The sequence below is a fragment of the Actinomadura sp. NTSP31 genome (genome assembly GCF_041951385.1).
Classification (GTDB): domain Bacteria; phylum Actinomycetota; class Actinomycetes; order Streptosporangiales; family Streptosporangiaceae; genus Spirillospora; species Spirillospora napierensis.
The window spans coordinates 37,554-59,912 of sequence record NZ_JBGNUT010000011.1 but is presented as its reverse complement, the minus strand read 5'-3'; the positions used below and the strand labels follow the sequence as shown (position 1 = coordinate 59,912).

Annotated in this window: 20 protein-coding genes; 12 read left to right on the top strand and 8 right to left on the bottom strand. The window is 72.2% G+C overall.

The annotated features are described in order from the left end of the window. Window positions 1–159: 159 nt before the first annotated feature. The 9 genes from ACA514_RS20010 (at window position 160) to ACA514_RS19970 (ending at window position 12,403) form a co-directional block, all read left to right on the top strand. The gene (locus ACA514_RS20010; protein WP_375042694.1) at window positions 160–2,403 is read left to right on the top strand and encodes an iron-containing redox enzyme family protein; all 2,244 of its coding nucleotides are present in this window, start codon (window positions 160–162) and stop codon (window positions 2,401–2,403) included. After that, window positions 2,396–4,228: a carbamoyltransferase gene (locus tag ACA514_RS20005; protein WP_375042693.1), complete on the top strand. Its 1,833-nt coding sequence runs from the start codon at window positions 2,396–2,398 to the stop codon at window positions 4,226–4,228. The genes ACA514_RS20010 and ACA514_RS20005 overlap by 8 nt, the downstream gene beginning before the upstream one ends. A 39-nt stretch (window positions 4,229–4,267) precedes the next feature. Continuing rightward, a complete protein-coding gene (locus ACA514_RS20000; RefSeq protein WP_375042692.1) occupies window positions 4,268–4,444 on the top strand; it encodes a hypothetical protein in 177 nt (58 codons plus the stop codon). A 3-nt stretch (window positions 4,445–4,447) separates the two neighbouring features. Then, entirely contained in the window at window positions 4,448–5,647 is a 1,200-nt protein-coding gene (carA, locus tag ACA514_RS19995; RefSeq protein ID WP_375042691.1) for a glutamine-hydrolyzing carbamoyl-phosphate synthase small subunit, read from the top strand. After that, a complete protein-coding gene (gene carB / locus ACA514_RS19990; protein ID WP_375042690.1) occupies window positions 5,631–8,912 on the top strand; it encodes a carbamoyl-phosphate synthase large subunit in 3,282 nt (1,093 codons plus the stop codon). Before carA ends, carB begins: the two co-directional genes overlap by 17 nt. 48 nt (window positions 8,913–8,960) lie before the next feature. Beyond that, window positions 8,961–9,722, top strand: a complete 762-nt coding sequence (locus ACA514_RS19985; RefSeq protein WP_375042689.1) for a sulfite exporter TauE/SafE family protein — start codon at window positions 8,961–8,963, stop codon at window positions 9,720–9,722. Between the two features lie 135 nt (window positions 9,723–9,857). After that, window positions 9,858–10,637 carry a TSUP family transporter gene (locus tag ACA514_RS19980; protein ID WP_375042688.1) on the top strand — a complete coding sequence of 260 codons (780 nt, stop codon included), beginning with the start codon at window positions 9,858–9,860 and terminating at the stop codon, window positions 10,635–10,637. A gap of 176 nt (window positions 10,638–10,813) precedes the next feature. Continuing rightward, the gene (locus tag ACA514_RS19975) at window positions 10,814–11,392 is read left to right on the top strand and encodes a TetR/AcrR family transcriptional regulator (protein WP_375042687.1); all 579 of its coding nucleotides are present in this window, start codon (window positions 10,814–10,816) and stop codon (window positions 11,390–11,392) included. Between the two features lie 87 nt (window positions 11,393–11,479). Then, window positions 11,480–12,403 (top strand): alpha/beta fold hydrolase, encoded by a 924-nt coding sequence (locus ACA514_RS19970; RefSeq protein WP_375042686.1) that lies wholly within the window; start codon window positions 11,480–11,482, stop codon window positions 12,401–12,403. On the opposite strand, the gene ACA514_RS19965 is transcribed toward ACA514_RS19970, so the two are convergent. The 5 genes from ACA514_RS19965 to ACA514_RS19945 all read right to left on the bottom strand — a co-directional run bounded on the left by ACA514_RS19965 (window position 12,400) and on the right by ACA514_RS19945 (window position 15,323). Beyond that, window positions 12,400–12,543: a hypothetical protein gene (locus ACA514_RS19965; RefSeq protein ID WP_375042685.1), complete on the bottom strand. Its 144-nt coding sequence runs from the start codon at window positions 12,541–12,543 to the stop codon at window positions 12,400–12,402. The genes ACA514_RS19970 and ACA514_RS19965 overlap by 4 nt on opposite strands. A 121-nt stretch (window positions 12,544–12,664) precedes the next feature. Next, window positions 12,665–13,684 (bottom strand): ABC transporter permease subunit, encoded by a 1,020-nt coding sequence (locus ACA514_RS19960; protein ID WP_375042684.1) that lies wholly within the window; start codon window positions 13,682–13,684, stop codon window positions 12,665–12,667. Beyond that, entirely contained in the window at window positions 13,681–14,571 is an 891-nt protein-coding gene (locus tag ACA514_RS19955) for an ABC transporter ATP-binding protein (RefSeq protein ID WP_375042683.1), read from the bottom strand. Before ACA514_RS19955 ends, ACA514_RS19960 begins: the two co-directional genes overlap by 4 nt. Next, window positions 14,568–14,960 carry a GntR family transcriptional regulator gene (locus ACA514_RS19950; protein WP_285911989.1) on the bottom strand — a complete coding sequence of 131 codons (393 nt, stop codon included), beginning with the start codon at window positions 14,958–14,960 and terminating at the stop codon, window positions 14,568–14,570. Before ACA514_RS19950 ends, ACA514_RS19955 begins: the two co-directional genes overlap by 4 nt. A gap of 15 nt (window positions 14,961–14,975) precedes the next feature. Continuing rightward, complete coding sequence (locus ACA514_RS19945; protein WP_375042682.1) at window positions 14,976–15,323, bottom strand: hypothetical protein; 348 nt, start codon at window positions 15,321–15,323, stop codon at window positions 14,976–14,978. 63 nt (window positions 15,324–15,386) lie between these two features. Between ACA514_RS19945 and ACA514_RS19940 the strand changes: the two genes are divergently transcribed. Beyond that, entirely contained in the window at window positions 15,387–16,184 is a 798-nt protein-coding gene (locus ACA514_RS19940) for an ArsR family transcriptional regulator (RefSeq protein ID WP_375042681.1), read from the top strand. Next, complete coding sequence (locus ACA514_RS19935; protein ID WP_375042680.1) at window positions 16,181–16,564, top strand: VOC family protein; 384 nt, start codon at window positions 16,181–16,183, stop codon at window positions 16,562–16,564. Before ACA514_RS19940 ends, ACA514_RS19935 begins: the two co-directional genes overlap by 4 nt. Window positions 16,565–16,848: 284 nt before the next feature. Here the strand turns inward: ACA514_RS19935 and ACA514_RS19930 are convergent, their stop codons facing one another. Further along, window positions 16,849–17,541, bottom strand: coding sequence for a response regulator (locus ACA514_RS19930; RefSeq protein ID WP_375042679.1), 693 nt, complete (start codon window positions 17,539–17,541; stop codon window positions 16,849–16,851). A 99-nt stretch (window positions 17,542–17,640) separates the two neighbouring features. After that, entirely contained in the window at window positions 17,641–18,855 is a 1,215-nt protein-coding gene (locus ACA514_RS19925; protein WP_375042678.1) for a sensor histidine kinase, read from the bottom strand. Between the two features lie 421 nt (window positions 18,856–19,276). Between ACA514_RS19925 and ACA514_RS19920 the strand changes: the two genes are divergently transcribed. Further along, complete coding sequence (locus ACA514_RS19920; protein ID WP_375042677.1) at window positions 19,277–21,460, top strand: MMPL family transporter; 2,184 nt, start codon at window positions 19,277–19,279, stop codon at window positions 21,458–21,460. A gap of 52 nt (window positions 21,461–21,512) precedes the next feature. Here the strand turns inward: ACA514_RS19920 and ACA514_RS19915 are convergent, their stop codons facing one another. Beyond that, window positions 21,513–22,118: a cadmium resistance transporter gene (locus tag ACA514_RS19915; protein WP_375042676.1), complete on the bottom strand. Its 606-nt coding sequence runs from the start codon at window positions 22,116–22,118 to the stop codon at window positions 21,513–21,515. Between the last annotated feature and the right edge of the window lie 241 nt (window positions 22,119–22,359).

The following is a 22,359-nucleotide window of genomic DNA, read 5'->3' as shown; positions in this document are numbered from 1 at the left end:
AGAAGAAAATGGCTTCGCGTGTCCGCAAGGTGTTCGGAAATCTGTTCAAGCGTAAGCGCAAGGCGAAGAACGACGCCTCCATCTACCCCATGTTCTGACGCTTCCACACCTACGGAGAAGGACCGCAGAGGGCGGGTCCGGGATCGGAAGGGGACCAGGATGCAGCGCACGCGAACCACGGCGCCCGCAGCCGTTCGGGAAGGAGCGGAAAGGGTCGACGCCCGGGCGCTCTACGTTGCCGCCGCCGATCCCGAAGGCGCCTCTCCTGGTGCGGGGCTCTGCGCGGAGCTGTCCGCCGAGTTGTCCCGTTCCGGCGACGGGACGGGTGCGGCGCCGCCCCGGCAGGGGCCCGGCGCCCTCGACCTCGACGACCTGCAACGGGAGGTGCGGGCCTGGGCGGCCGCCGCGACGCGGCGCCATCGCCTCCTGTACCAGCGGGCCGACTCCGGCACTCGCCAGGTCCTGGCGCGGCGGGCGGCCCTCGGCTGCGCGCCGCTCGCGCTGAAGTCGGGGGCCTGGCTGCAATGGATGACCGGTCCGGCGAACGCCGACTCCGCCGTCTCCCTGCGGATCCTCGCCCTGTACGCCTCGGACGTCGGGGTCGGCCGTCCCCGCGGCTCCCGGGGGGACGCCTGTCTCGGTGTCCTGCGCCGGTTGTCGCTGTCGGAGTACGCCGTGCCGGCCGACCGGCTCGCGAGCGACCCGCGGGTGGCGGACGCGGCGTTCCACCTGCCCGCCCTGCTGCTGGCGATGAGCCGCCGCCCCGACGTCTTCGGGGCCGAGATCCTCGGCGCCGACCTGTGCCTGCGCGCGGCCGGGCCGCCGCCGGCGCTCGGCGTCGTCCGGGAGGCGGTGCCGGACGCGGACTGGACGGCTCTGGACCCCGGCTCCGCCCGGCGGCCGGGCGAGCCCCGCGACGTCGACCGGTGCCGCGCCGCCGTCGAGGCGCTGCTGGCGGACACGCCTGCCGAGGAGCGCGTGCTCCGGGGCTTCGGCTGGGCGTTCGCCGCCCTGCGCGGCTGGGACGGAGCCCTGCTCGGCGAGCTCACCGCGTCGTGCGATCCGGCCTACGAGATGGCCGAGCTGCTGCGGCTGAGGGCGCGGGAGGGCGCCGTCTACCACCGCGACTTCCGGCTCGCCGGCCGGTCGCTGTCGGACTGGCTGGCCGAGAGCCGGCGGGACCCGGGGCCGCTGCTCGCCGCGCTGGCGGGCAGCCGGCTGATCAAGCCGGGGCGTGCCGGGGACAGTCCCCTCGTCAACGGCCTGGTCGGGGAGCGCGGCCGCATGTTCCGGGTGTTCGCGCCGGAGGATCTCACGGTGATCCGGCGCTGGATCGACTCGCTTCCCGGTTCCGGCGCCAGCACGAGCCGATCCCCGGAGGCCGGGCCGGCGGCGGAGACGGGCCGGCCGGCGGCCGGAACGGACGCGCTCGCCCCCGCGACGCCGTCCCGGCAGCGTGCGTCACGCGGAGCCGGAACCGGAGCTTCGGCCGAGGAAGAGCGCCGGGAGCCGACGTCGGTCCGCGACGCCTACCACCGGTTGCAGACGCGCGCGAGCGACCCGGCCCTGGCCCGCTTCGCGCTCTCGTACGTCCACGGCTGGCTGGCCCGCTCGCGCCACGGGATCGGCCGCGGCGACCTGCCGCTGCCGGCGCGCTGGACGCCCGGCGGGCTGCGGCCCTGGCTCGTCGAGCAGCACGATCGGCACGGCCGCCTGTTCGCGGAGAGCACGGACGTTCCGGTGCCCTCGCGGGACGGGCTGATCGACTCGGCCGTGCAGCTCGCGCCGCTGACCCTGATCGACGGCGGGTGGCTGCAGGGCTTCACCGACTACGCGCACGCGTCGGAGGAGATCGGGCACTTCCTGTTCGAGACCTACTGGGACGAGCTGGGAAACGGCGAGCCGCGGCTGAACCACCCGCTGATCTACCGGGAGGTGCTCGCCGAGATGGGCGTCCGGCTGCCGCCGACGGGGTCGCGGGAGTTCGCGATGTGGCCCGGGTTCGCGGACGGATCGTTCGAGCTGCCCGTCTACTGGCTGTGCATCGGCCGGTTCCCGCGCACGTTCCTTCCGGAGGTGCTGGGCCTGAACCTGGCCATGGAGCTGTCCGGGGTGGGCGGCACGTACCGGCAGGCCAGGATCGCGCTGCGCAGCCACGGATTCAGCACCCGCTTCGTCGACATCCACAACACCATCGACAACACCTCCAGCGGCCATTCCGCGTGGGCGGCCGACGCCATCGACACCTACATGGCGGCGCTGCCCGCCTTCGAGGGCTCCGGAGTCCGGGCGGGGGCGTGGGAACGCGTCCGCGCCGGTTACCGGTCGCTCAATCCGCCGGCGGGCCGGCGCGCGCGCCGCGCGGCCCGCCGAGCACGCAACGAAGGGCCTTCCCATGCGTGATCTGATCCTCGGAATCTCGTCCTACTACCACGACAGCGCCGCCGCCCTCGTGGCCGACGGCGTTCCCATCGCCGCGGCGCAGGAAGAGCGGTTCAGCCGCCGCCGGCACGACTCGGGCTTCCCGGCTCACGCGGTGCGGTACTGCCTGGGCGAAGCCGGCGCCGACCTGGACGCCGTCAGCGCGATCGCCTACTACGAGGACCCGAGGCTCAAGTTCAGCCGGGTCATGGCCACCTTCGCGGGCGCCGCGCCGTTCGGTTTCGCCTCGTTCCGAGACGTCTTCCCGACGTGGCCGTCCTGGAAGCTGCGCATCGCGAGGACGGTGGAACGGCGGCTGGCGGACCTCGACATGGGTCGCGTGCCCGAGATCGTGATCCGCCGCCATCACGAGTCGCACGCCGCGTCGGCGTTCTTCCCCAGCCCGTACGAGTCCGCGGCCGTCCTCTGCGTCGACGGCGTGGGCGAGTGGGCCACGACCACCATCTGGCACGGTCAGGGCGAACGGCTGGAGAGCATCGCCGAACTGCGGTTCCCGCATTCACTCGGGATGCTGTACTCCGCCTTCACCTACTTCTGCGGCTTCAAGGTCGACTCCGGCGAGTACAAGCTCATGGGACTGGCGCCCTACGGGCGGCCGCGGTACGCCGCGCAGATCCGGGAAAAGCTGATCGACGTCAAGCCGGACGGCTCGTTCCGCCTCGATCTCCGGTATTTCGACTACCTCCGGGGGCAGGTCATGACCGGCCGCGCCTTCGAACGCCTCTTCGGCGGTCCCCGGCGCGTGCCGGAGGGCCCGCTCACCGAGCGGGAGTTCGACCTGGCGGCGTCCGTCCAGCAGGTCACCGAGGACGTGATGGTGCTGCTGGCGCGCACGGCGCGGCGGCTCACCGGGGAGTCCCGGCTGTGCCTGGCCGGTGGCGTCGCGCTCAACTGCGTCGCCAACGGCGTGGTGGCCCGGGACGAGGGCCTCGACGAGCTGTGGGCGCAGCCCGCCGCGGGCGACGCCGGCGGCGCCCTCGGCGCGGCGCTCGCGGTCGCGGTGGATCGGGGCGCGACCCGGACGCACCTCGGGCAGGGCCGGGACGCGATGTCCGGATCGCTGCTCGGGCCGGCCTTCGACGACGACGAGGTGGGCGCCTTCCTCGACGGCGCGGGCGTCCCGTACACGCGGCTCGACCCGGACGCCCTGGTCCGCCGCGTCGCCGCCGAACTCGCCGACGGCAGGATCGTCGGCTGGCACCAGGGGCGGATGGAGTTCGGCCCGCGGGCCCTCGGCGCCCGCTCGATCCTCGGCGACCCGCGGGACTCCGCCATGCAGAGCACGATGAACCTGAAGATCAAGTTCAGGGAGTCGTTCCGGCCGTTCGCCCCGTCGGTGCTCGCCGCCGACGCCAAGGACTACTTCGAGCTGGGCCAGGAGAGCCCGTACATGCTGCTGGTCGCCGACGTCGCGCCCGCGCAGCGGGTCGCGGCCGACGGCGAGGGGGCCACCGGCCTCGACCTCCTGCGGGTGCGGCGCTCGACGATCCCGGCCGTCACGCACGTCGACTCGTCGGCCCGGGTGCAGACGGTCACCGAGGACGCCAACCCCGTCTTCCACCGGCTGCTGAAGGCGTTCAAGGAGGCGACCGGCTGCCCGGTGCTGGTGAACACCTCGTTCAACGTGCGCGGCGAGCCGATCGTGAACACTCCGCTGCAGGCCTACGCCTGCTTCATGCGCACCGACATCGACCTGCTCGTCATCGGCGGCTTCGTCCTCGACAAGGCGGACCAGCCGCCGTGGCGGGAAAAGGACGACTGGCGCTCGGAGATCCCGCCGGACTGACGACGACCGCCCTCCCTCACCCGAGAAAGGTTTCCCGACGTGCGCACCGCGCTGCTCTTCCTCGCCTACTACCTCGTCCTCACCCCCGCCGGACTGGTGCTGCGGCTGATCCGCGACCCCCTGACCCGCAGGCCGGACCGGCGCGCGGCGTCGTACTGGATGCTGACCGCGTCACCGCGCTCCGTCGGGAGCGCGAACGCGCCGGGCGAGGTGTGAGAGGTGTCCGCACCCGGCCCGATCGCGACACCCGGGACGCCCGCGGTCCTCGTCCTGGAGGACGGCCGCACCTTCCGCGGGCAGGGCTACGCCGCGGTCGGCGCGAGCCTCGGCGAAGCCGTCTTCGCCACCGGAACCACCGGTTACCAGGAGACCCTCACCGACCCGTCCTACCACCGGCAGATCGTGGTGATGACCGCGCCGCACGTCGGCAACACCGGCGTGAACGACGAGGACGGGGAGTCCCGCCGGATCTGGGTCGCCGGGTACGTCGTGCGCGACCCCGCCCGGCTGGCCTCCAACTGGCGCTCTCGCCGGCCGCTGGAGGAGGAGCTCGCCGGGCAGGGCGTCGTCGGGATCCGCGGGGTCGACACCCGCGCCCTCACCCGCCATCTGCGCGGGCAGGGCACGATGCGTGCGGGCGTCTTCTCCGGAGACGCGGTCGCCGGCACCGAGGCGATGCTGCGGACGGTCCGCGCGGCGCCGCGGATGGCAGGGGCCGAACTGTGCCACCAGGTCTCCGCCGACCGGCCGTACATCGTGCCCGCGGTGGGTCCGCGGCGCTTCACCGTCGTCGCGGTCGACCTCGGCATCAAGTCGATGACGCCGACGCAGCTCGCCAGGCGCGGTGCCGAGGTGCACGTGCTGCCGTCCACCGCCGGGGTGCGGGACGTCTACGCCCGGGAGCCCGACGGCGTGTTCTTCTCCAACGGCCCCGGCGACCCGGCCGCGATGGACGGCCCCGTGACCCTGCTGCGCGCCGTCCTCACCAGGGGCACGCCCTTCTTCGGCATCTGCCTGGGGCACGAGCTGCTCGGCCGGGCCCTCGGCCTCGCGACGTACAAGCTGAGGTACGGCCACCGGGGCATCAACCAGCCGGTGCAGGACCTCCGCACCGGGAAGGTTGAGGTCACCGCGCACAATCACGGATTCGCGGTGGACGCTCCGGTCGACCGGGTTTCGCCGACCGCGTACGGGCGGGTGGAGGTCACCCACGTCTGCCTGAACGACGGCGTGGTCGAGGGCCTGCGCTGCCTGGACCGGCCCGCGTTCGGCGTCCAGTACCACCCCGAGGCGGCGGCCGGGCCGCACGACGCCGCCCACCTGTTCGACGGGTTCGCCGAGCTCATGGGCGAGGCGCCGACCGTGCGGCCGCGGCCCACGGTCCCGAGCTGGGAGACCGACCATGCCAAAGCGCTCTGATCTCCGGTCCGTGCTGGTGATCGGCTCGGGGCCGATCGTCATCGGGCAGGCCTGCGAGTTCGACTACTCCGGCACCCAGGCGTGCCGGGTGCTGCAGGAGGAGGGGGTGCGCGTCGTCCTGGTGAACTCCAACCCCGCGACGATCATGACCGATCCGGAGTTCGCCGACGCCACCTACGTCGAGCCGATCACCCTGGAGTACCTCGAGAAGGTCATCGCGAAGGAGCGGCCGGACGCGCTGCTGCCGACCCTCGGCGGCCAGACGGCGCTCAACGCGGCGGTGGCGCTGTCCGAGGCGGGGATCCTGGAAGAGCACGGCGTCGAGCTCATCGGCGCGGACATCGGCGCGATCACCGCCGCGGAGGACCGGGAGCGGTTCAAGGGGATCGTCGCGTCGATCGGCGCGGAGTCGGCCCGATCGACGATCTGCCGCTCGGTCGGCGACTGCCTGTCCGCCGTCGAGGCGCTCGGCGGGTACCCGGTCGTGGTCCGGCCGTCCTTCACCATGGGCGGCGCCGGCTCGGGGATCGTGCACGACGAGGCCGCGCTCCGCGACGTCGCCGGCACCGGCCTGCGGCTCTCGCCCGCGGGCGAGGTGCTCCTGGAGGAGTCGCTCCTCGGCTGGAAGGAGTACGAGCTGGAGCTCATGCGCGACCGCGCCGACAACGTGGTCATCGTCTGCTCCATCGAGAACCTGGACCCGATGGGCGTGCACACCGGCGACTCGATCACCGTCGCGCCCGCGATGACGCTCACCGACCGCGAATACCAGAACATGCGCGACGTCGCGATCGCGGCGATCCGGGCCGTCGGCGTCGACACCGGCGGCTGCAACATCCAGTTCGCGGTGCACCCCGGCACCGGCCGGATGATCGTCATCGAGATGAACCCGCGGGTGTCGCGGTCGTCGGCGCTGGCCTCCAAGGCCACCGGCTTCCCGATCGCCAAGATCGCCGCCAAGCTCGCCATCGGCTACACCCTCGACGAGATCCCCAACGACATCACCCGGCGGACGCCGGCCTCCTTCGAGCCCGTCCTCGACTACGTCGTCGTCAAAGTCCCGAGGTTCGCCTTCGAGAAGTTCCCGCAGGCGGACGCCACCCTGACCACGACGATGAAGTCGATCGGCGAGGCCATGGCGATCGGCCGCAACTTCACCGAGGCCCTGCAGAAGGCCCTGCGGTCACTGGAGCGGAGCACGGCCGAGTTCGACTTCGCGCCCGGTTCCGGCCCGCCGGGCGACGGGACGGCGCTCGCGGCCGAGGCCGCCGTGCCGTCCGAGAACCGGATCAACACGGTGATGGCCGCCCTGCGGTCCGGCGCCACGGTGGCCGAACTGCACGCCGCGACCGGCATCGACCCCTGGTTCCTCGACCAGCTGTCCCTGATCGCGGAGATCGCCGGGGACCTGGCCCGCGCGCCGGACCTGACCCCGGCGCTGCTACGGCACGCCAAGAGGCACGGCTTCTCCGACGCCCAGATCGCGCGGATCCGCTCGGCGGAGGAGGAGAGCGTCCGCCGGCTCCGCCACGCGGTGGACGTCCGGCCCGTCTACAAGACCGTCGACACCTGCGCCGCCGAGTTCGCCGCGAGCACCCCGTACCACTACTCCTGCTACGACGAGGAGACCGAGGTCGAGCCGCGCGAGAAGACCGCCGTGATCATTCTGGGCTCCGGACCGAACCGCATCGGGCAGGGCATCGAGTTCGACTACTCCTGCGTCCACGCCTCCTTCGCGCTGCGCTCGGCCGGCTACGAGACCATCCTCGTCAACTGCAACCCCGAGACGGTCTCCACCGACTACAGCATCTCCGACCGGCTCTACTTCGAGCCGCTCACCCTGGAGGACGTCCTCGAGGTCGTGGACGCCGAGCGGCGGGCCGGGCCGCTGGCCGGGGTGCTCATCCAGCTCGGCGGGCAGACGCCGCTGAAGCTCGCGCGGGGGCTGGCGGACGCCGGCGTCGAGATCCTCGGCACCGGCCCCGAGGCCGTCCACCTGGCCGAGGACCGCGGCGCTTTCGGCCGGATCGTCCGGGAGGCCGGGCTGACCGCGCCGGAGCACGGGACCGCGGCCTCCCACCGCGAGGCGAGGGCGGTCGCGGAGCGCATCGGCTTCCCCGTCCTCGCGCGGCCCTCCTACGTGCTCGGCGGGCACGGCATGGAGGTGCTGGCCGACCACGCGGCCCTCACGGCCTACGTGGACCGCGCCGGCGACCAGCTCTCCCGGCATCCGGTGCTGATCGACCGGTTCCTGGACGGCGCCATCGAGATCGACGTCGACGCCCTGTACGACGGCGGGGAACTCTACATGGGCGGAGTGATGGAGCACATCGAGGAGGCGGGCGTCCACTCCGGCGACTCGGCCTGCGTGCTGCCGCCGGTCACCCTCGACCGCGTGGACGTGCAGGGGCTGCGGACCGCGACGGAGGCGATCGCCCGCGCGGTGGGCGTGCGCGGACTGATCAACATCCAGTTCGCGCTCGCGGGCGGCGTCCTGTACGTCCTGGAGGCCAACCCGCGCGCCTCGCGGACCGTGCCCTTCGTGGCGAAGGCCACCGCGGTGCCGCTGGCGAAGGCGGCCGCACGGATCGCGCTGGGCGCGGGCATCGCCCGGCTGCGCGCCGAAGGGCTGCTCCCGGACCGGGGCGACGGAGCCGACGTCCCGCCGGGAGCGCCGTTCGCGGTCAAGGAGGCCGTCCTGCCGTGGACCCGCTTCCGCGGACCCGACGGTGCCGCCGCGGACGTGGCGCTGGGGCCGGAGATGCGATCCACGGGGGAGGTCATGGGGATCGGCGCCGTGTTCGGCGACGCCTTCGCCAGGTCGCAGGCCGCCGCGAACGTTCCGCTGCCGGCCGCGGGACGGGTCTACGTGGCGGTCGCGGGACGGGACCGGCGTTCCGTCGTGTTCCCCGCCAAGCGCCTCGCCGAACTCGGCTTCGAGATCCTCGCGAGCGAGAGCACCGCCGGCCTGCTCCGCCGCGGCGGCGTGCGGGTGACGGCCGAGTCGTCGGCCGAGCGGCTCGTCGCGGCCCGCCGCATCGACCTGGTCGTGGACACCGCGGGCGCGGAGTCCGGCCGGGTGCGGACCGCCGCGGTCACGGTGGGGCGCCCGTGCATCACCACGATCGCGGCGTTCGGTGCGGCCGTGCAGGCCATCGAGGCGCTTGACCTGAAGAAGAACAAGGTGCGCTCCTTGCAGGAGTACGCGGCGGACGCCCGCGCTCACGCGGTCACCGGGTGCTCCACCGCGTCCCCCCTGTCATGACCCGCTATTGAGGGCCCCGGAGAGCCGGGGCCCTCGGCTGGAGACTCGATGTCCGCTCTCGAGGTGGTCGTGGTCGCGCTGGCCGGCGTGCTCGCCGGCGCCATCAACACCGTCGTCGGGTCAGGCACGCTGGTGGCGTTCCCGGTGCTGCTCGCGGTCGGTTATCCGCCGGTCGTCGCCAACGTCTCCAACAGCCTCGGCCTGGCGCCCGGCTCGCTGAGCGGCGCCTACGGCTACCGCGAGGAACTGCGCGGCCAGGCCGGGCACGTGCGCAGGCTGCTGCCCGCCTCGCTGCTCGGCGCGGTCGCCGGGGCGCTGCTGCTGCTGATCCTCCCCGCCGGGGCCTTCTCGACGATCGTGCCGGTGCTCATCGCGCTCGCGCTGGTGCTGGTGGTGGCTCAGCCGCTGCTCGTCCGCCGGCTCGCCTCCCGGCCCAAGCGGCCGCACGAGCACGGCGGCGTTCTGCTGTGGATCGGCGTGCTCCTCGGCGGCGTCTACGGCGGCTACTTCGGGGCCGCCCAGGGCGTGATGATGCTCGGCCTGATGGGCGTCCTCATGCCGCACAAGAACCTCCAGCGGACGAACGCGTTGAAGAACCTGCTCGTCGCGATGGTCAACCTGACGGCCGGGGTCGTCTTCGTCTTCCTCGCACACGTGGCCTGGGAGGCGGTGCTGGCGCTCGCGGTCGGTTCGGTGATCGGCGGTCAGATCGGCGCGCGGATCGGCCGCAAACTGCCCCCGGCCGCCCTCCGGGCGATCATCGTGACGGTCGGCATCGCCGCCCTCGTCAAGCTGACGGTCTGGCAGTGACCGCCGCCCGCCGGAAGCCCACCTGACCTGGGCAGCGATCACCGTGACGGCACGCCGCCTCACCCGGGCGCCCCTGCCCGCCGCCCGCCAGGGCCGATAAGGCAGGCTTTGCCCGATGAAGGCGGAGCTGACCACATGACCGGCCAGACCGAAGTGATCGCCTTTGCCGCCGGCGCGCTGATCGCGGTGGTGACCGCCCCGGTCGGGGTGTCGGGAGCGGTGTTCCTGCTCCCGGTCCAACTCAGCCTGCTGGGCGTCCCCAGCCCCGCCGTCACCCCGACCAACCTGCTGTTCAACGTGGTCGCCGGTCCCGGCGCCCTGGTCCGCCACCACCGCCAAGGCGACCTGGGCGGCCCGCTGACGCGGCTGCTGATCGCCGGGACGCTGCCCGGCGTCGTCGCCGGCGCGGCCATCCGGGTGTTCGCCGTCCCCGGCCCCACCGTCTTCCGCATCCTGGTCGGCCTGCTCCTGCTGCCCCTGGGCCTTTGGCTCTGCGCCCGCACCCTGCGCCCGCCCCGCCACCCGACCGGACGGCCGTCCACCCGGTTCATCACCGCACTCGCGCTGGCCGTCGGCACCGTCGGCGGCATCTACGGCATCGGCGGCGGCTCCATCCTCGGCCCCGTCCTGGCCGGCCGCGGCATGCCCGTCGCCCAGGTCGCCCCCGCCGCGCTGGCCTCCACCTTCCTGACCTCGACGGTCGGCGCCGCGACCTACGCCCTTCTCTCCCTCACCGCCGACGGCGCCATCGCCCCCGACTGGCCCCTCGGCCTGACCTGCGGCCTCGGCGGCCTGGTCGGCGGATACCTGGGCGCGCGCCTGCAACCCCGACTCCCCGAAACCGCGCTCCGGCTCACCCTGGGCCTGCTGGCCACCGCACTGGCCGCGCTCTACCTGGTCCAAACGATCGCCTGACCCGAACCGTCGAGCGCGAAGCAAACGTCAAAGCTCCTCTTGAGCGTCGATCGCAGTCGAAACATATGGCCGGCCGATCGATCCGCCGTAATGCCTTGGCCGACCGGTGGTGCGGCCGGAGCACCCTTGGACGCTGATTGTTGAACGTTCGGTCATGATCGGCTAGCCTCTGCCGCATGGGCAGGACCAGGGAGTTCGATCCGGACGCGGCGCTGCGCAGCGCGATGGAGCTGTTCTGGCGGCAGGGTTACGAGGCTACGTCGATGCAGGAGCTGGTCGATCACCTCGGGCTGGCCCGGGGCAGCATCTATGGCGCGTTCGGCGGCAAGCGCGAGTTGTATCTGCGCGCACTGGACCGCTATATCGAGGACACTCGGGCGGAGTTCCTCGGACGGCTGGCCGCGCCGGGCTCCGCACTGGAGGCGGTTCGCGGGCTGGTCCGGCACTACGCCGAGATGTCCCTGGAGGACGCCGAGGCCAAGGGCTGCCTGCTGACCAACACGGCGGTCGAGATGCCGGCCGACTCGGGAGCCGGCCGGCGGGTGGAGTCGAACCTGGAGATGATGGAGACCGCGCTGGAGGCGGTGCTGATCCGGGCCCGCGCGGCCGGCGAACTCGCCGCGGACAGGGATCCGGCGGCTCTGGCACGATTCCTGGTGACCCTGCTCCAGGGCATGCGCGTCGTGGGCAAGACGCCGAGCCGCCGGCGCTTCCTCGACGACACCGTGGAGCAGGCCCTCACCGTCCTGGACTGAGCCTTCCTGGCGCATGCCGCACCGGCTTTCGGTGCGGCGCCCTTACGCCCATTTTCTTGAATGAACGGTCACGAATTAAGGAGTGCCATGAGCAGTGTGGACACCGTGCCGACCGACGCGGAACTGGCCGCGTCCCTGGACGGCGACTTCACCAGCCGGTACGCCGACGTCAACGGCGTCGTCCTGCACCACGTCACCGGAGGGCACGGCGAGCCGGTGATCCTGCTCGGCGGCTGGCCGCAGACCTGGTGGCAGTTCCGCAAGGTGCTGCCGGACCTGGCGCGCCGCTACCAGGTGACGGCCGTCGACCTGCGCGGCATGGGCGGCTCGGCCAAGCCCGAGTCCGGTTACGACAAGCAGACGATGGCGGGCGACATCGCCGCCTTGATCGGCCACCTGGGACACCGGTCGGCGTTCGTCGCCGGGCACGACATCGGCGCCTCGGTGGGGTACCACCTTGCGGCGTCCCGGCCCGCGACGGTGCGGCGCCTGGTCACCCTCGACCTGGGAGTTCCCGACGCGTCCTGGCTCGACATCCCGATGCTGCCGGCCTCCGACGAGCAGGTCGCGGCGCTGACCCGCGGCCGCGGCGGCTACCCCTGGTGGTTCGCGTTCAACCAGCTCCACGGCCTGCCCGAACAGCTCCTCACCGGCCGCTTCCGGCACCTCATCGACTGGTTGTGCGGGCACATGCTGGTCGACCAGGCGTCCATCGAGGAAGACGCCCGCCGGATCTACGCCCGCGCATACGACTCCCCGGACGCCATCCGCGCGGGCAACGGCTGGTACCGGACGATGCGCCAGGACATCGCCGACCTCGCCACCTACGCCCCTGTCACCACCCCGATCCTCACATTGGCCGGCGAATCCAGCTATCCCATGCTGCGTCAGCAGATGGGCCCCGACAAGGGCACCGACATCCAGGTCGTCAAGGTGAACAACAGCGACCACTACCTGCCCGAAGAACGCCCGGACATCGTTGTCGAAGAGCTCATCAAGTTCTTCGGCTAGTGGAAGACGGGTGGCGGCTGAGGCGGGCCGCGTTGCCACAGCGCCATTTCCAGCGCGCCCAGCGGCAGGTCAGTGCCCAGATGGTCGGCCAGTTGCCAGCCCACGATCCGGCGGGAGGAGGCGTCCAGTACGAACGCCACCCACACCCGGCCCTCGCAGGGCTCTCACCTTGTACTGCCGGCGCGTTCGTAAGAAGGGAACCCCGTGATCCGGTCACCTCCTGCGCGAGCGGCTCCGCAAGGGCCACCCTCGGGCCGCTGATCAAGACAGTCGGCGGAGGCGGTGGAAGCAGAAGGCGGTGAGGCCGAGGGCGAGGAGGGCGTAGACGCCCGCCTCGCACCACTGGAGGGGCCAGAAGCGGCCGGCGGGCTGGTAGGTCATCGCCTGCCTGTAGCCGAGCCGGTTGATCTCGGCCATGCAGGAGTCGCGGGTCGGGGCGCCCTGGGCGGGGGCGCATGCCCCGGTGGCCAGCGACACCTTGACGTCGCCGACGGTGCGTCCGGATGCGTCGACGGTGCGCTGGGACAGGATCCATGCGCCGGTTTCGGGTGGCTTGATCCGTAGGCGTACCGAGCCGTCGGCGGTGTCGGCCATGAGGGACTTCAGGTTCGTGCCGGTGATCGCGGTGGCGGTACGGACCGGCGGCAGGAGATGGGGGCGGACGAGGAGCGGCACGGCGATCTGGACGGCGGCGAAGACGGCCAGGGTCAGGGCCATCGCGGGGACGGTCCGGCGGACGAGCATCCCGACGACCACGCCGAGGACGAACGCGAACGCGGCATAGCCGACCGGGACGATGCCCCGGGCGCCGAACACCAGGGGCGACAGCCGTGGCAGCTCGTCGGCCGCGCTCTTGTCGATGGGGGCCGACCACCAGGTGATCGCCGCGCTGCCCAGCGCGGCGGCGGCCGTGGCGGCCAGCCCGACGAGCGTGAGCTTGACGGCGAGCCAGCGGGCGCGCGTGACGCTCTGGTTCCACACCAGCCGGTGGGTGCCGCTCTCCAGTTCGCGGCCGATCAGGGGTGCTCCCCAGAACAGTCCGACCAGGCCGGGCAGCAGCAGCACGACGGCGATCAGCGCGAGGAAGACCGGCTGGTGGTCGTCGAAGAACTGCCCGGTGAACGTCGAGCAGTCGTGTGCGGCCGTGCAGGCGGCCCGTCCGGAGGCGTAGTCGCCGGCGAGGCGGGGACCGGTGACGGCGAGGACGGCCGCCAGCGCGGCGAGCGCGGCGAAGCCCGTCGCCGCCTGGGTACGGAACTGGCGCAGTGTCAACCAGATCATCGCTGGACCTCCAGGGCCGGCCGGGCGCCTGCGTTCCCGTCGGGGTTCATGTAGGCGAGGACGAGGTCTTCCAGGCCGAGACCGCTGACGGTCCAGGCGGGGTCGTGAATCGGGCCGTCGGAGCGGACGATGAGGGTCGTCTGGCGGCCGGTGTGGCTCGCCGAGACGACCTGCTGGTCGCCGGGAAGCGTGACCGGGTCGCGGCGCGGCCCGGTGAGGCGGTGGTGGGCGGCCAGCAGTCCGTCCACCTCGCCCGCTACCCGGACCTGCGACGACACCAGCACGACCAGGTGGTCGCAGGCACGCTCCAGGTCCGACACCAGGTGGGAGGAGAGCACGACGCCGAGCCCCTGCTCGGCGACCGCCTCCATCAGGCTCTGCAGGAAGTCGCGGCGGGCCAGCGGGTCGAGCGCGGCGACCGGCTCGTCCAGGATCAGCAGCTCGGGTCGCTTGGCGATGCCGAGGGTGAGGGCGAGCTGGGCGCGCTGACCGCCCGACAGCCGCCCCGCCCGCTGCGCGGGGTCCAGGCCGAGCCGCCTGATCCGCTCCCGCGCCAGCGCGTCGTCCCACGCCGGGTTGAGGCGGGCGCCGAGGCGCAGGTGTTCCTCGACGGTCAGCCCCGCGTAGACGGGGGTGTCCTGGGCGACGAAACCGACCTTGGCGAGCTGCCCGGGACCGGCGCCCGGCCGGCCGCCGCACACCTCGATCGTGCCCGAGGTGGGGGTGAGCATCCCGGCGGCGAGGTTGAGCAGCGTGCTCTTCCCGGCACCGTTGGGGCCGACCAGCCCCGTCACGCGTCCGGCGGGGATGTCGAGGGTGCAGTCCGTGAGCGCCCGGCGGCGCCCGTACGTCTTGGTGAGCGCGCGGGCGCGCAGGGCGGCGGTCACGCGGTCTCCTCCTGTCCGGCGGCGCGGAAGGTCGACATGAACAGGGCCTCGATGCTCTCGTCGTCCAGGCCGGCCCGGCGGGCCTTGGCCAGCCAGCGCCGCAACTCGGTGCGCAGCGGGCCGTGCGCGGCCAGCGAGGTGTCGGCGAGGGTCGCCGTCACGAACGTGCCGACGCCGGGACGGGCGGCGACCAGGCCCTCGTGCTCCAGCTCGCGGTAGGCCTTCAGCACCGTGTTGGGGTTGATCGCCAGCTGCGCCACGACCTCCTTGACCGTGGGAAGCCGGTCTCGCTCCTTCAGCAGCCCGAGCCGCAGCGCGTGCCGGACCTGCCGGACGAGCTGCTGGTACGGCGGCAGCCCCGAGCCCGGGTCCAGATGGAACTCGATCACCGTTCCTCCATTTGACTAGTTGCCTAGTACTTTAGAGGAACGGGACGGCGCCCTGTCAATCCCGCAGCCGGGCGTCCCCGGCGTCCCCGGCCCCACCAGGCCGGGCACGAAAAGATGGGCGGGCCGAAGGCTTCTCCGCCGGCGACCACGACATCGCGCCGGCGAGCGCGCCGATGGCCAGTCCGGCGAGCGGGCCGCCGTCGTGCCGCGCCGCAGCGGCCGCAGCAGCACCGCGTCGGCGGGCCGCCCCAACGCGCGCAGTTCGCCGACGTCGCCGTCCAGCGCCAGGAACAGGCCTCCGTCGGCCGCCACGCTCAGCGCCATCAGCACCAGGCAGGCCACGACGACCCGCACCACGATCACTCGCACTCCTGGGGGCCATCGCCGTGCTAATACATCAAAGGGATTTGATGTATCGTCGCTGTCATGGTGTCCTCGGGTCACGCCGCCCCGGCGTTCGTGGGCCTAGCCGCCCATCCCCTGCGGTGGCGGCTGCTGACCGAGCTGGCCACCAGCGACCACCGCGTCCGCGAGCTCGTCGACCTCCTCGGCCAACCGCAGAACCTGATCTCCTACCATCTGCGGCTGCTGCGGACCGGCGGCCTCGTCAACGCCCGGCGCAGCAGCTTCGACGCCCGCGACAGCTACTACCACCTCGACCTTCAGCGCTGCGCCGATGCCCTCAGCGCCGCCGGGACCGTCCTGCACCCCGCCTTGGGCCTGGACCCGGCACCGCCACCGCTGCGGGCGGCCCAGCAGGCGGACCAGTCGAGTGTGCTGTTCGCCTGTACCGGCAACAGCGCCCGCTCACCGATCGCCGAGGCCCTGCTCCGCCGCGCCGGCCACCGGCAGGTGACCAGCGCCGGCAGCCATCCCAAACCTGCCGTCCATCCCCATGCCGTGCGGGTCCTGCGCGAACGCCACGGCGTCGACATCGCCGACCAGCGTCCGCGGCACCTGGACACCCTCGGCCGCCGCCGGTTCGACTACGTGATCACCCTGTGCGACAAGGTCCGCGAGGTCTGCCCCGACTTCCCCGACCACCCGCGGCTGATCCACTGGAGCATCCCCGACCCCGCCGCCGCCACCTCCGGAGGCGCGGGCACCGCCAGCCATGCCACCGATCTCGGCGCCTTTGTCGATGTGGCGGCCGAGATCGAGACCCGGATCCGTTACCTGCTCCCGACCCTTGCCCGCGTCCCGCGCCAGGAGGCCCGGCCATGACCGAACCCGACCAGCTCGCCAGCGTCCGCTACATCGTCGACGACGTCGCCGCCGCCATCGACTTCTACACCACCCACCTGGGCTTCACCCTGCACACCCACCCCGCCCCCGCCTTCGCCGACGTCGTCCGCGGCCCGCTGCGGCTGCTGCTGTCGGGACCGGCGACCTCCGGCGCCCGCGCCACACCCGACGACCACGCCGCACCCGGCCGCAACCGCATCCACCTCATCGTCGACGACCTCGACGCCGAAGTCGACCGGCTGCGCGCCGCCGGACAGCCCTTCCGCAGCGAGGTCGTCACCGGCCCCGGCGGACGGCAGATCCTGCTCGCCGACCCCGCCGGCAACCTCGTCGAACTGTTCCAACCCGCCTCACACTGAACCGTGTTCGAGGGGCGGCCTCGTACTCGGTGAACTGGCGGTCCTTCATTGCCGTGCACCGCTCGACCGCCGCGGGGTGGGACGGCGCGGCGCCCGGACCTGGAACCGGCACCGCTCGGCGCTGCGCTCCTTCACCGCCTGGGCCACAGGTCCCGGCCGCGGCCGGGTCAGCACCGACCTGGCCTCCCAGATCGACCGGCGACCGCAGACGCCGACGGCGGCCGTGGTCGACTCGCTGTGGACACTGCCCCGGACGATTTTCTCGACGGGCGAGAAGCCGACGTTTATGGAGCGTCCGGTGGCGTCGGGTCAGGCGGGTTGACCAGGCGGTGTTGGTAGGCCAGCGCGACCAGCTGCGCGCGGTCCCGGGCGCCGAGTTTGGCCATGGCCCGGCTGATGTGGGTCTTGGCGGTGGCCTGGCTGATGGACAGGGCCGCGGCGATCTCGTTGTTGCTCATGCCGTGCGCCGCGAGCCCGGCGACCTCTCGCTCCCGCTCGGTGAGTCTGGCCAGCGCTCCGGGGTTGACCTGGCGCAGGGGGGCGTGGTCGACAAGGCGCGCGATCAGCCGACGGGTCAGGCCGGGGGAGAGGAGTGATTCGCCACCTGCGACCACCCGGATGCCTTTCAGCAGCTGGCCGGGATCGGTGTTCTTGATCAGGAAACCGCTGGCGCCGGCGTCCAGCCCCTCGATGACGTATTCGTCGTGATCGAACGTCGTGAGGATCAGCACGTGCACGCCGGCCAGGTCGGGAGCCTCGGCGATCTGGCGGGTGGCGGCCAGCCCGTCGACACCCGGCATGCGGATGTCCATGAGGACGACATCGGGGTTGGTCCGCCGGGCCAGGTCGACCGCTTCGGCGCCGTCGGCCGCCTCGCCCACCACGATCATCTGCGGCTCGGCATCGATGAGCGCCCGGAACCCGGCGCGGACCAGCATCTCGTCGTCGGCGATGAGGACCCGGATCGGCTCGGTCATGCCTGACCCGCATCAGGTGCCGCCGGTGATCGCCGGTCCCCGCTCGTCCGGATAACGCACGGTTCCGGTTGGCCGGTCATGGGCGGGCGCATGCCGTCATCATGCCTGGTCCGGAGTGGGTAGCACACACCGCACCTGGAAGCCGCCGTCAGGGTGCGGGCCGGCGGTGAACTGCCCGGACAGCGCCACGGCCCGTTCTCGCATGCCGCTCATGCCGTGCCCGTCCCCGCCGTCGGCGCCGCGGTGACCGGGACCGGCGCCCGGTCCGTCGTCGCGGATCTGGATGACCAGCTGGGCGGGTTCGTAGCGAAGGTCAAGCCGGACGGTGCGGGCGCGGGCATGGCGCACGACGTTGGTCAGTGCCTCCTGGATGATGCGGTAGGCGGTGAGATCGACGGCCGCGGGCAACCGCCGGGCGTCGTGGTGGATGTTCAGCTCGGGCTGGACGCCGGCCGCCCGGACCGGATCCAGCAGCGCGTCGAGCCGGTCGAGGCCGCCGCGCGGGGCGCGGGGCCGGTCGGGCTCGTCGCCGTCGGTGCGCAGGATGCCCAGGATGGTCTTGACCTCGGTCAGCCCCTGGTCGCTGATGTGCTTGATCGTGCGCAGCGCCTCCACCGCCTGAGCGGGTCGCGTGGCGATGAGGTGGATGCCGACCCCGGCCTGCACGCTGATGCCGGCCATGGTGTGGCCGAGGACGTCGTGCAGTTCGCGGGCGATGCGCAGCCGCTCTTCGACCACCCGGCGGCGGGACTGCTCCTCGCGGGTCTGGGCTTCGCGGGCGAGCTGGGCGCGAGTGGCCACCAGCAGTGCACGGTTGTATCCGACCGCGGTTCCGGCGGCGCCGGCGGTGAAGGCCATCCACATGGCATTGCCCGTGATCCCGGCCGGCACGGCGGCGCCGAAGGCCAGGTGGATCGCCGCCAGCGCGGTGAGCGCGGTCGCCGCCGCGCCGGCCGCCCCCCACCGCCATCCGCGCAGGGCCGCGAGGGTATAGCAGGCGATCAGCGGGACGAGGGGGACCAGCGGGCTGGGATAGCGGGCGGCCGACCAGGCCAGGGCGACCGCGTTGAGGACGACCAGCACCGATCTCGGGTGACGGCGGCGCAGCGCCAGAGCGCCGGCCACGACCCCGACGAGCCCGACCGCCACGGCGTCCGGTCGGCGAGGGTCGTCGACCCACGGGAGTCTCGTGCCGGTTCGGCCGTCGGCCAGCACCAGCACCAGCACCAGCAGCGCCGCACCGAGGCCGACAACGGCATCGGTGGGGTTCGGTGCGGCCCGGCGCACCGTGCTGAGCGCCCTTGACGTCTGCATCGCGGGACATTCTGCCTGTATCCGCTGGTCATGCGCATCCGCTGCCGGGAGTACCACGCTCGGCGTACTGGTCTACCGCGTGCGGATGACCTACTCCGGCGGAGTGAGCCACGGAACACGACCGCCGGCCGACGCGAATTGCCTGCACCTGCCGCCACCATCAGTTGATGACGGGCAGGAGCGAGAAAGAACTAATGATGGCGAAGCGGTCAGGGGCACGATGCCGGACCGAAATCGGGCCGGTGGCCGGGCGAACCGTTAGAAGCATTCCTCCGGTGAATGAATCGGGCGATTCCGCGAGGTCGATTTCGCGTACGGCGACGCTGCTACCGGAGAGCGGCTGGGAATTGCGCGTCGGCCGGGGTGGGCGGTGGTCGGTGTCCTGGGGGCGGCACGCGAACGCGCACGACTTGAGGAGAAGATGATGACGACCGAGGCTCCACGGACCGATGGGGTTCTGGCGGGACTGGCCCGTTTCTGTTACCGGCGGCGCCGCCTGGTCCTGCTCGCCTGGATCGTCGGCGTGATCGCCATTGCGTTCGTCGGCTTCGGCTACGGCGCCGCCCCCGACAACGACATGTCCGGCGGGGGATCGGAGTCCGCCAAGGCGCAGGCACTGATCGAGAAGCACTTCCCCGAGCGGCAGGGGGACACGCTCACGCTCGCGATCAAGGCCGGCAGGGGCATCGACGACCCCGCCGCCCGGCGGAAGATCGAGAGGGTCGTCGCCGATCTCGAAGCCTCGCCCATGACCGGGCCGGTGACCTCGCCGTACCAGGACGAGAAGCTGGTGACCGATGACCGCCGCATCGCTCGCACGATCATCCCGCTGACCGCGAAGGACGCGACGAAGACCGAGGTCAAGCCCCTGGTGGACACGGTCAAGCATGCCTCCGGAGACGGCGTCTCGCTGGGGCTCGGCGGGGAGCGGGCGGAGAAGGCCGAGACGCCCAAGCAGAACCCGGCCGACAGCGCGGGCGTGCTGGCGGCAGCGGTGATCCTGTTCATCGCCTTCGGGTCGCTGGTGGCGATGGGCCTGCCGATCGTGACCGCACTGATGGCGATCCTCGGCGGCCTCGCCCTGACCAAGCTTTCGGGGTACCTCGTTCCCGCGCCGGACTTCACCGTGGTCTTCGCCGCGGTGATCGGGCTCGGTGTCGGCATCGACTACGCATTGTTCATCGTGACCCGCTACAAGGACGGCCTCCGGGAGGGCGACACCCCCGAGGGCGCCACCGTCAAGGCCATCGCCACCGCGGGTCACGCGGTGCTGTTCGCCGGCACGACCGTCGTGATCGCACTGCTGGGTCTGGTCGTCATGGGACAGCGGCTCATGACCGGGGTGGCCATCGGCGCGTCGGCGACCGTGCTGGTGACCATGATCGCCGCAGTGACCCTGCTGCCGGCGTTCCTGGGCTTCATCGGACACAAGATCGACTCGCTGCGGCTGCCTCGCCGTACGTCCCGCCGGCGCGCGTCCATCGACGGCCCGGCACCGGCCCGCCGCACCGCCGCCGAGCGCTGGGCCGGCGTCGTACAGCGCAGGCCACTGATCGCCGCGGTAACGGCCGGTGCGGGTCTGCTGGTCCTGGCCGTCCCCGCCCTGTCGATGCGGCTCAGCCTGCCCGACGCCAGCGTGCAACCCCACGACAGGGGCAGCTACACCTCGCACAAGATCCTCTCCGAGGGTTTCGGCCCCGGCTACGGCGCGCCCCTGATCTTCGCGACCGAGGCCGATTCCAAGGACGACCTGGGCCCCGTCGTCGAAGCGGTCGGCGCGACCGAGGGCATCGCCTACGTCACGCCACCCCAGATCAGCAAGGACGGAGGGGCCGCCACCTTCACCGCCTTCCCCAAGACCGGATTCCAGGACGAGGCGACCACGCACCTGGTACACGAGCTCCGCGACGACGTACTGCCCAAGGCACCCGCCGGTGAACGGGTCCACATCGGCGGCCCGAACGCCGCCGCGATCGACTACTCCGAGCAGACCGGCTCGCGCCTGCCCCTGATGATCGCGGTCGTCATCGTGCTGTCACTGGTGCTGCTGGTCGCGCTGGTCCGGTCGGTCACGATCGCGCTGCAGGCCGCCGTGATGAACCTGCTGTCGATCGGCGCCGCCTACGGCGTGCTGGTCGCGATCGTGCAATGGGGATGGTTCGGCTCGGCCCTCGGCTTCCCCACCGACATGCCGATCACCACCTGGGTACCGCTGGTGATGTTCCCGGTCCTGTTCGGCCTGTCGATGGACTACGAGGTCTTCCTCATCTCGCGGATCCGCGAGGAGTACGAGCGCAACGGCGACACCCGGGCCGCCGTCGCCCACGGGCTGGCACGGACGGCCAAGGTCATCACCGCCGCGGCCGCCATCATGATCGCCGTCTTCACGACCTCCCTGTTCGGCCCCGACATCTCCATCAAGCAAGTCGGCCTGGGCATGGCCGTCGCCGTGCTCATCGACGCCACCGTCGTCCGGATGATGCTCGTCCCCGCGGTGATGGAACTGTGCGGCAAGACCAACTGGTGGATGCCCGGACGCCGGGCACCGAAGACGACATTGGCCGCACAGGCGGGGGGCGGAGAAAGGGAAGAGGCCAACGTCTGACCCATGGCCGGCTTCGCACCGACCAGGGCCCGTCCCAGCTACTCCCGGGCGATCAGAAAAGTTCGCCGAGCACGCCGGACTCGATGACGATGAGCGCGCCGATCCCCATGAACACCGCGGGCACGATCCATTGGCCGTAGCGCTCGACGACCTCGATGACCTTCTTGTGCGAGCCCAGCCAGGAACCGGCCGCGCACCACAATGCGACGCCCACGGCGAACACCGCGATCGTGACCAGGGTCGAACCGGTGCCGATCGTGCGGAACACCGGGGTATAGACCGAGACGTTGTCGGCGCCGTTGGCGATCGTCACCCCCGCCACCGACACCAGCCCGGTCGCCACCGCCGGCGAAGCGTCCTGCCCGCTGCTGTGGGCGCGCAACGCGCTGACCAGGCTGCGGACACCGAGCGCGAACGGGACGAGGCCGAGCAGGCCGACGTAGTCATCGGGGACGATCGTCAGTCCGAGAGCGGCGATGACCGACACCGCCACCAGGACGGCGATCCCGGCGTACTGCCCGGCCCAGATCTGCCCGGGCCTGAGGGCGCCGCCGGCCCGGGCGGACAGGAACAGCACGGTCAACACGATGATGTCGTCGACGTTGGTGCCGGCGAACATCGCGGCCGCGGTGCCGACCGTCCCCCCAATCCCGTCCATGACGGGCAAACCTACTGATCCAGCACTGCCCCCGCACCCACCGGCAGCCCCGCCCCTCGATGCACCGCCCTCGATCGACCGCGTCCGCCGAGAGTCGCGACGGGCGAACTCTGGACACAGGCACTGGCCACCGCAAGGAGGCGCGCGAGGCGTTGGATGGGGCGTTGGGCGCGCGTCCGTGCGGCGTGCCTGACGCCGAGACGCCCACTACCACGTCGCCGGCCGAGGACTTCTGCGCCAA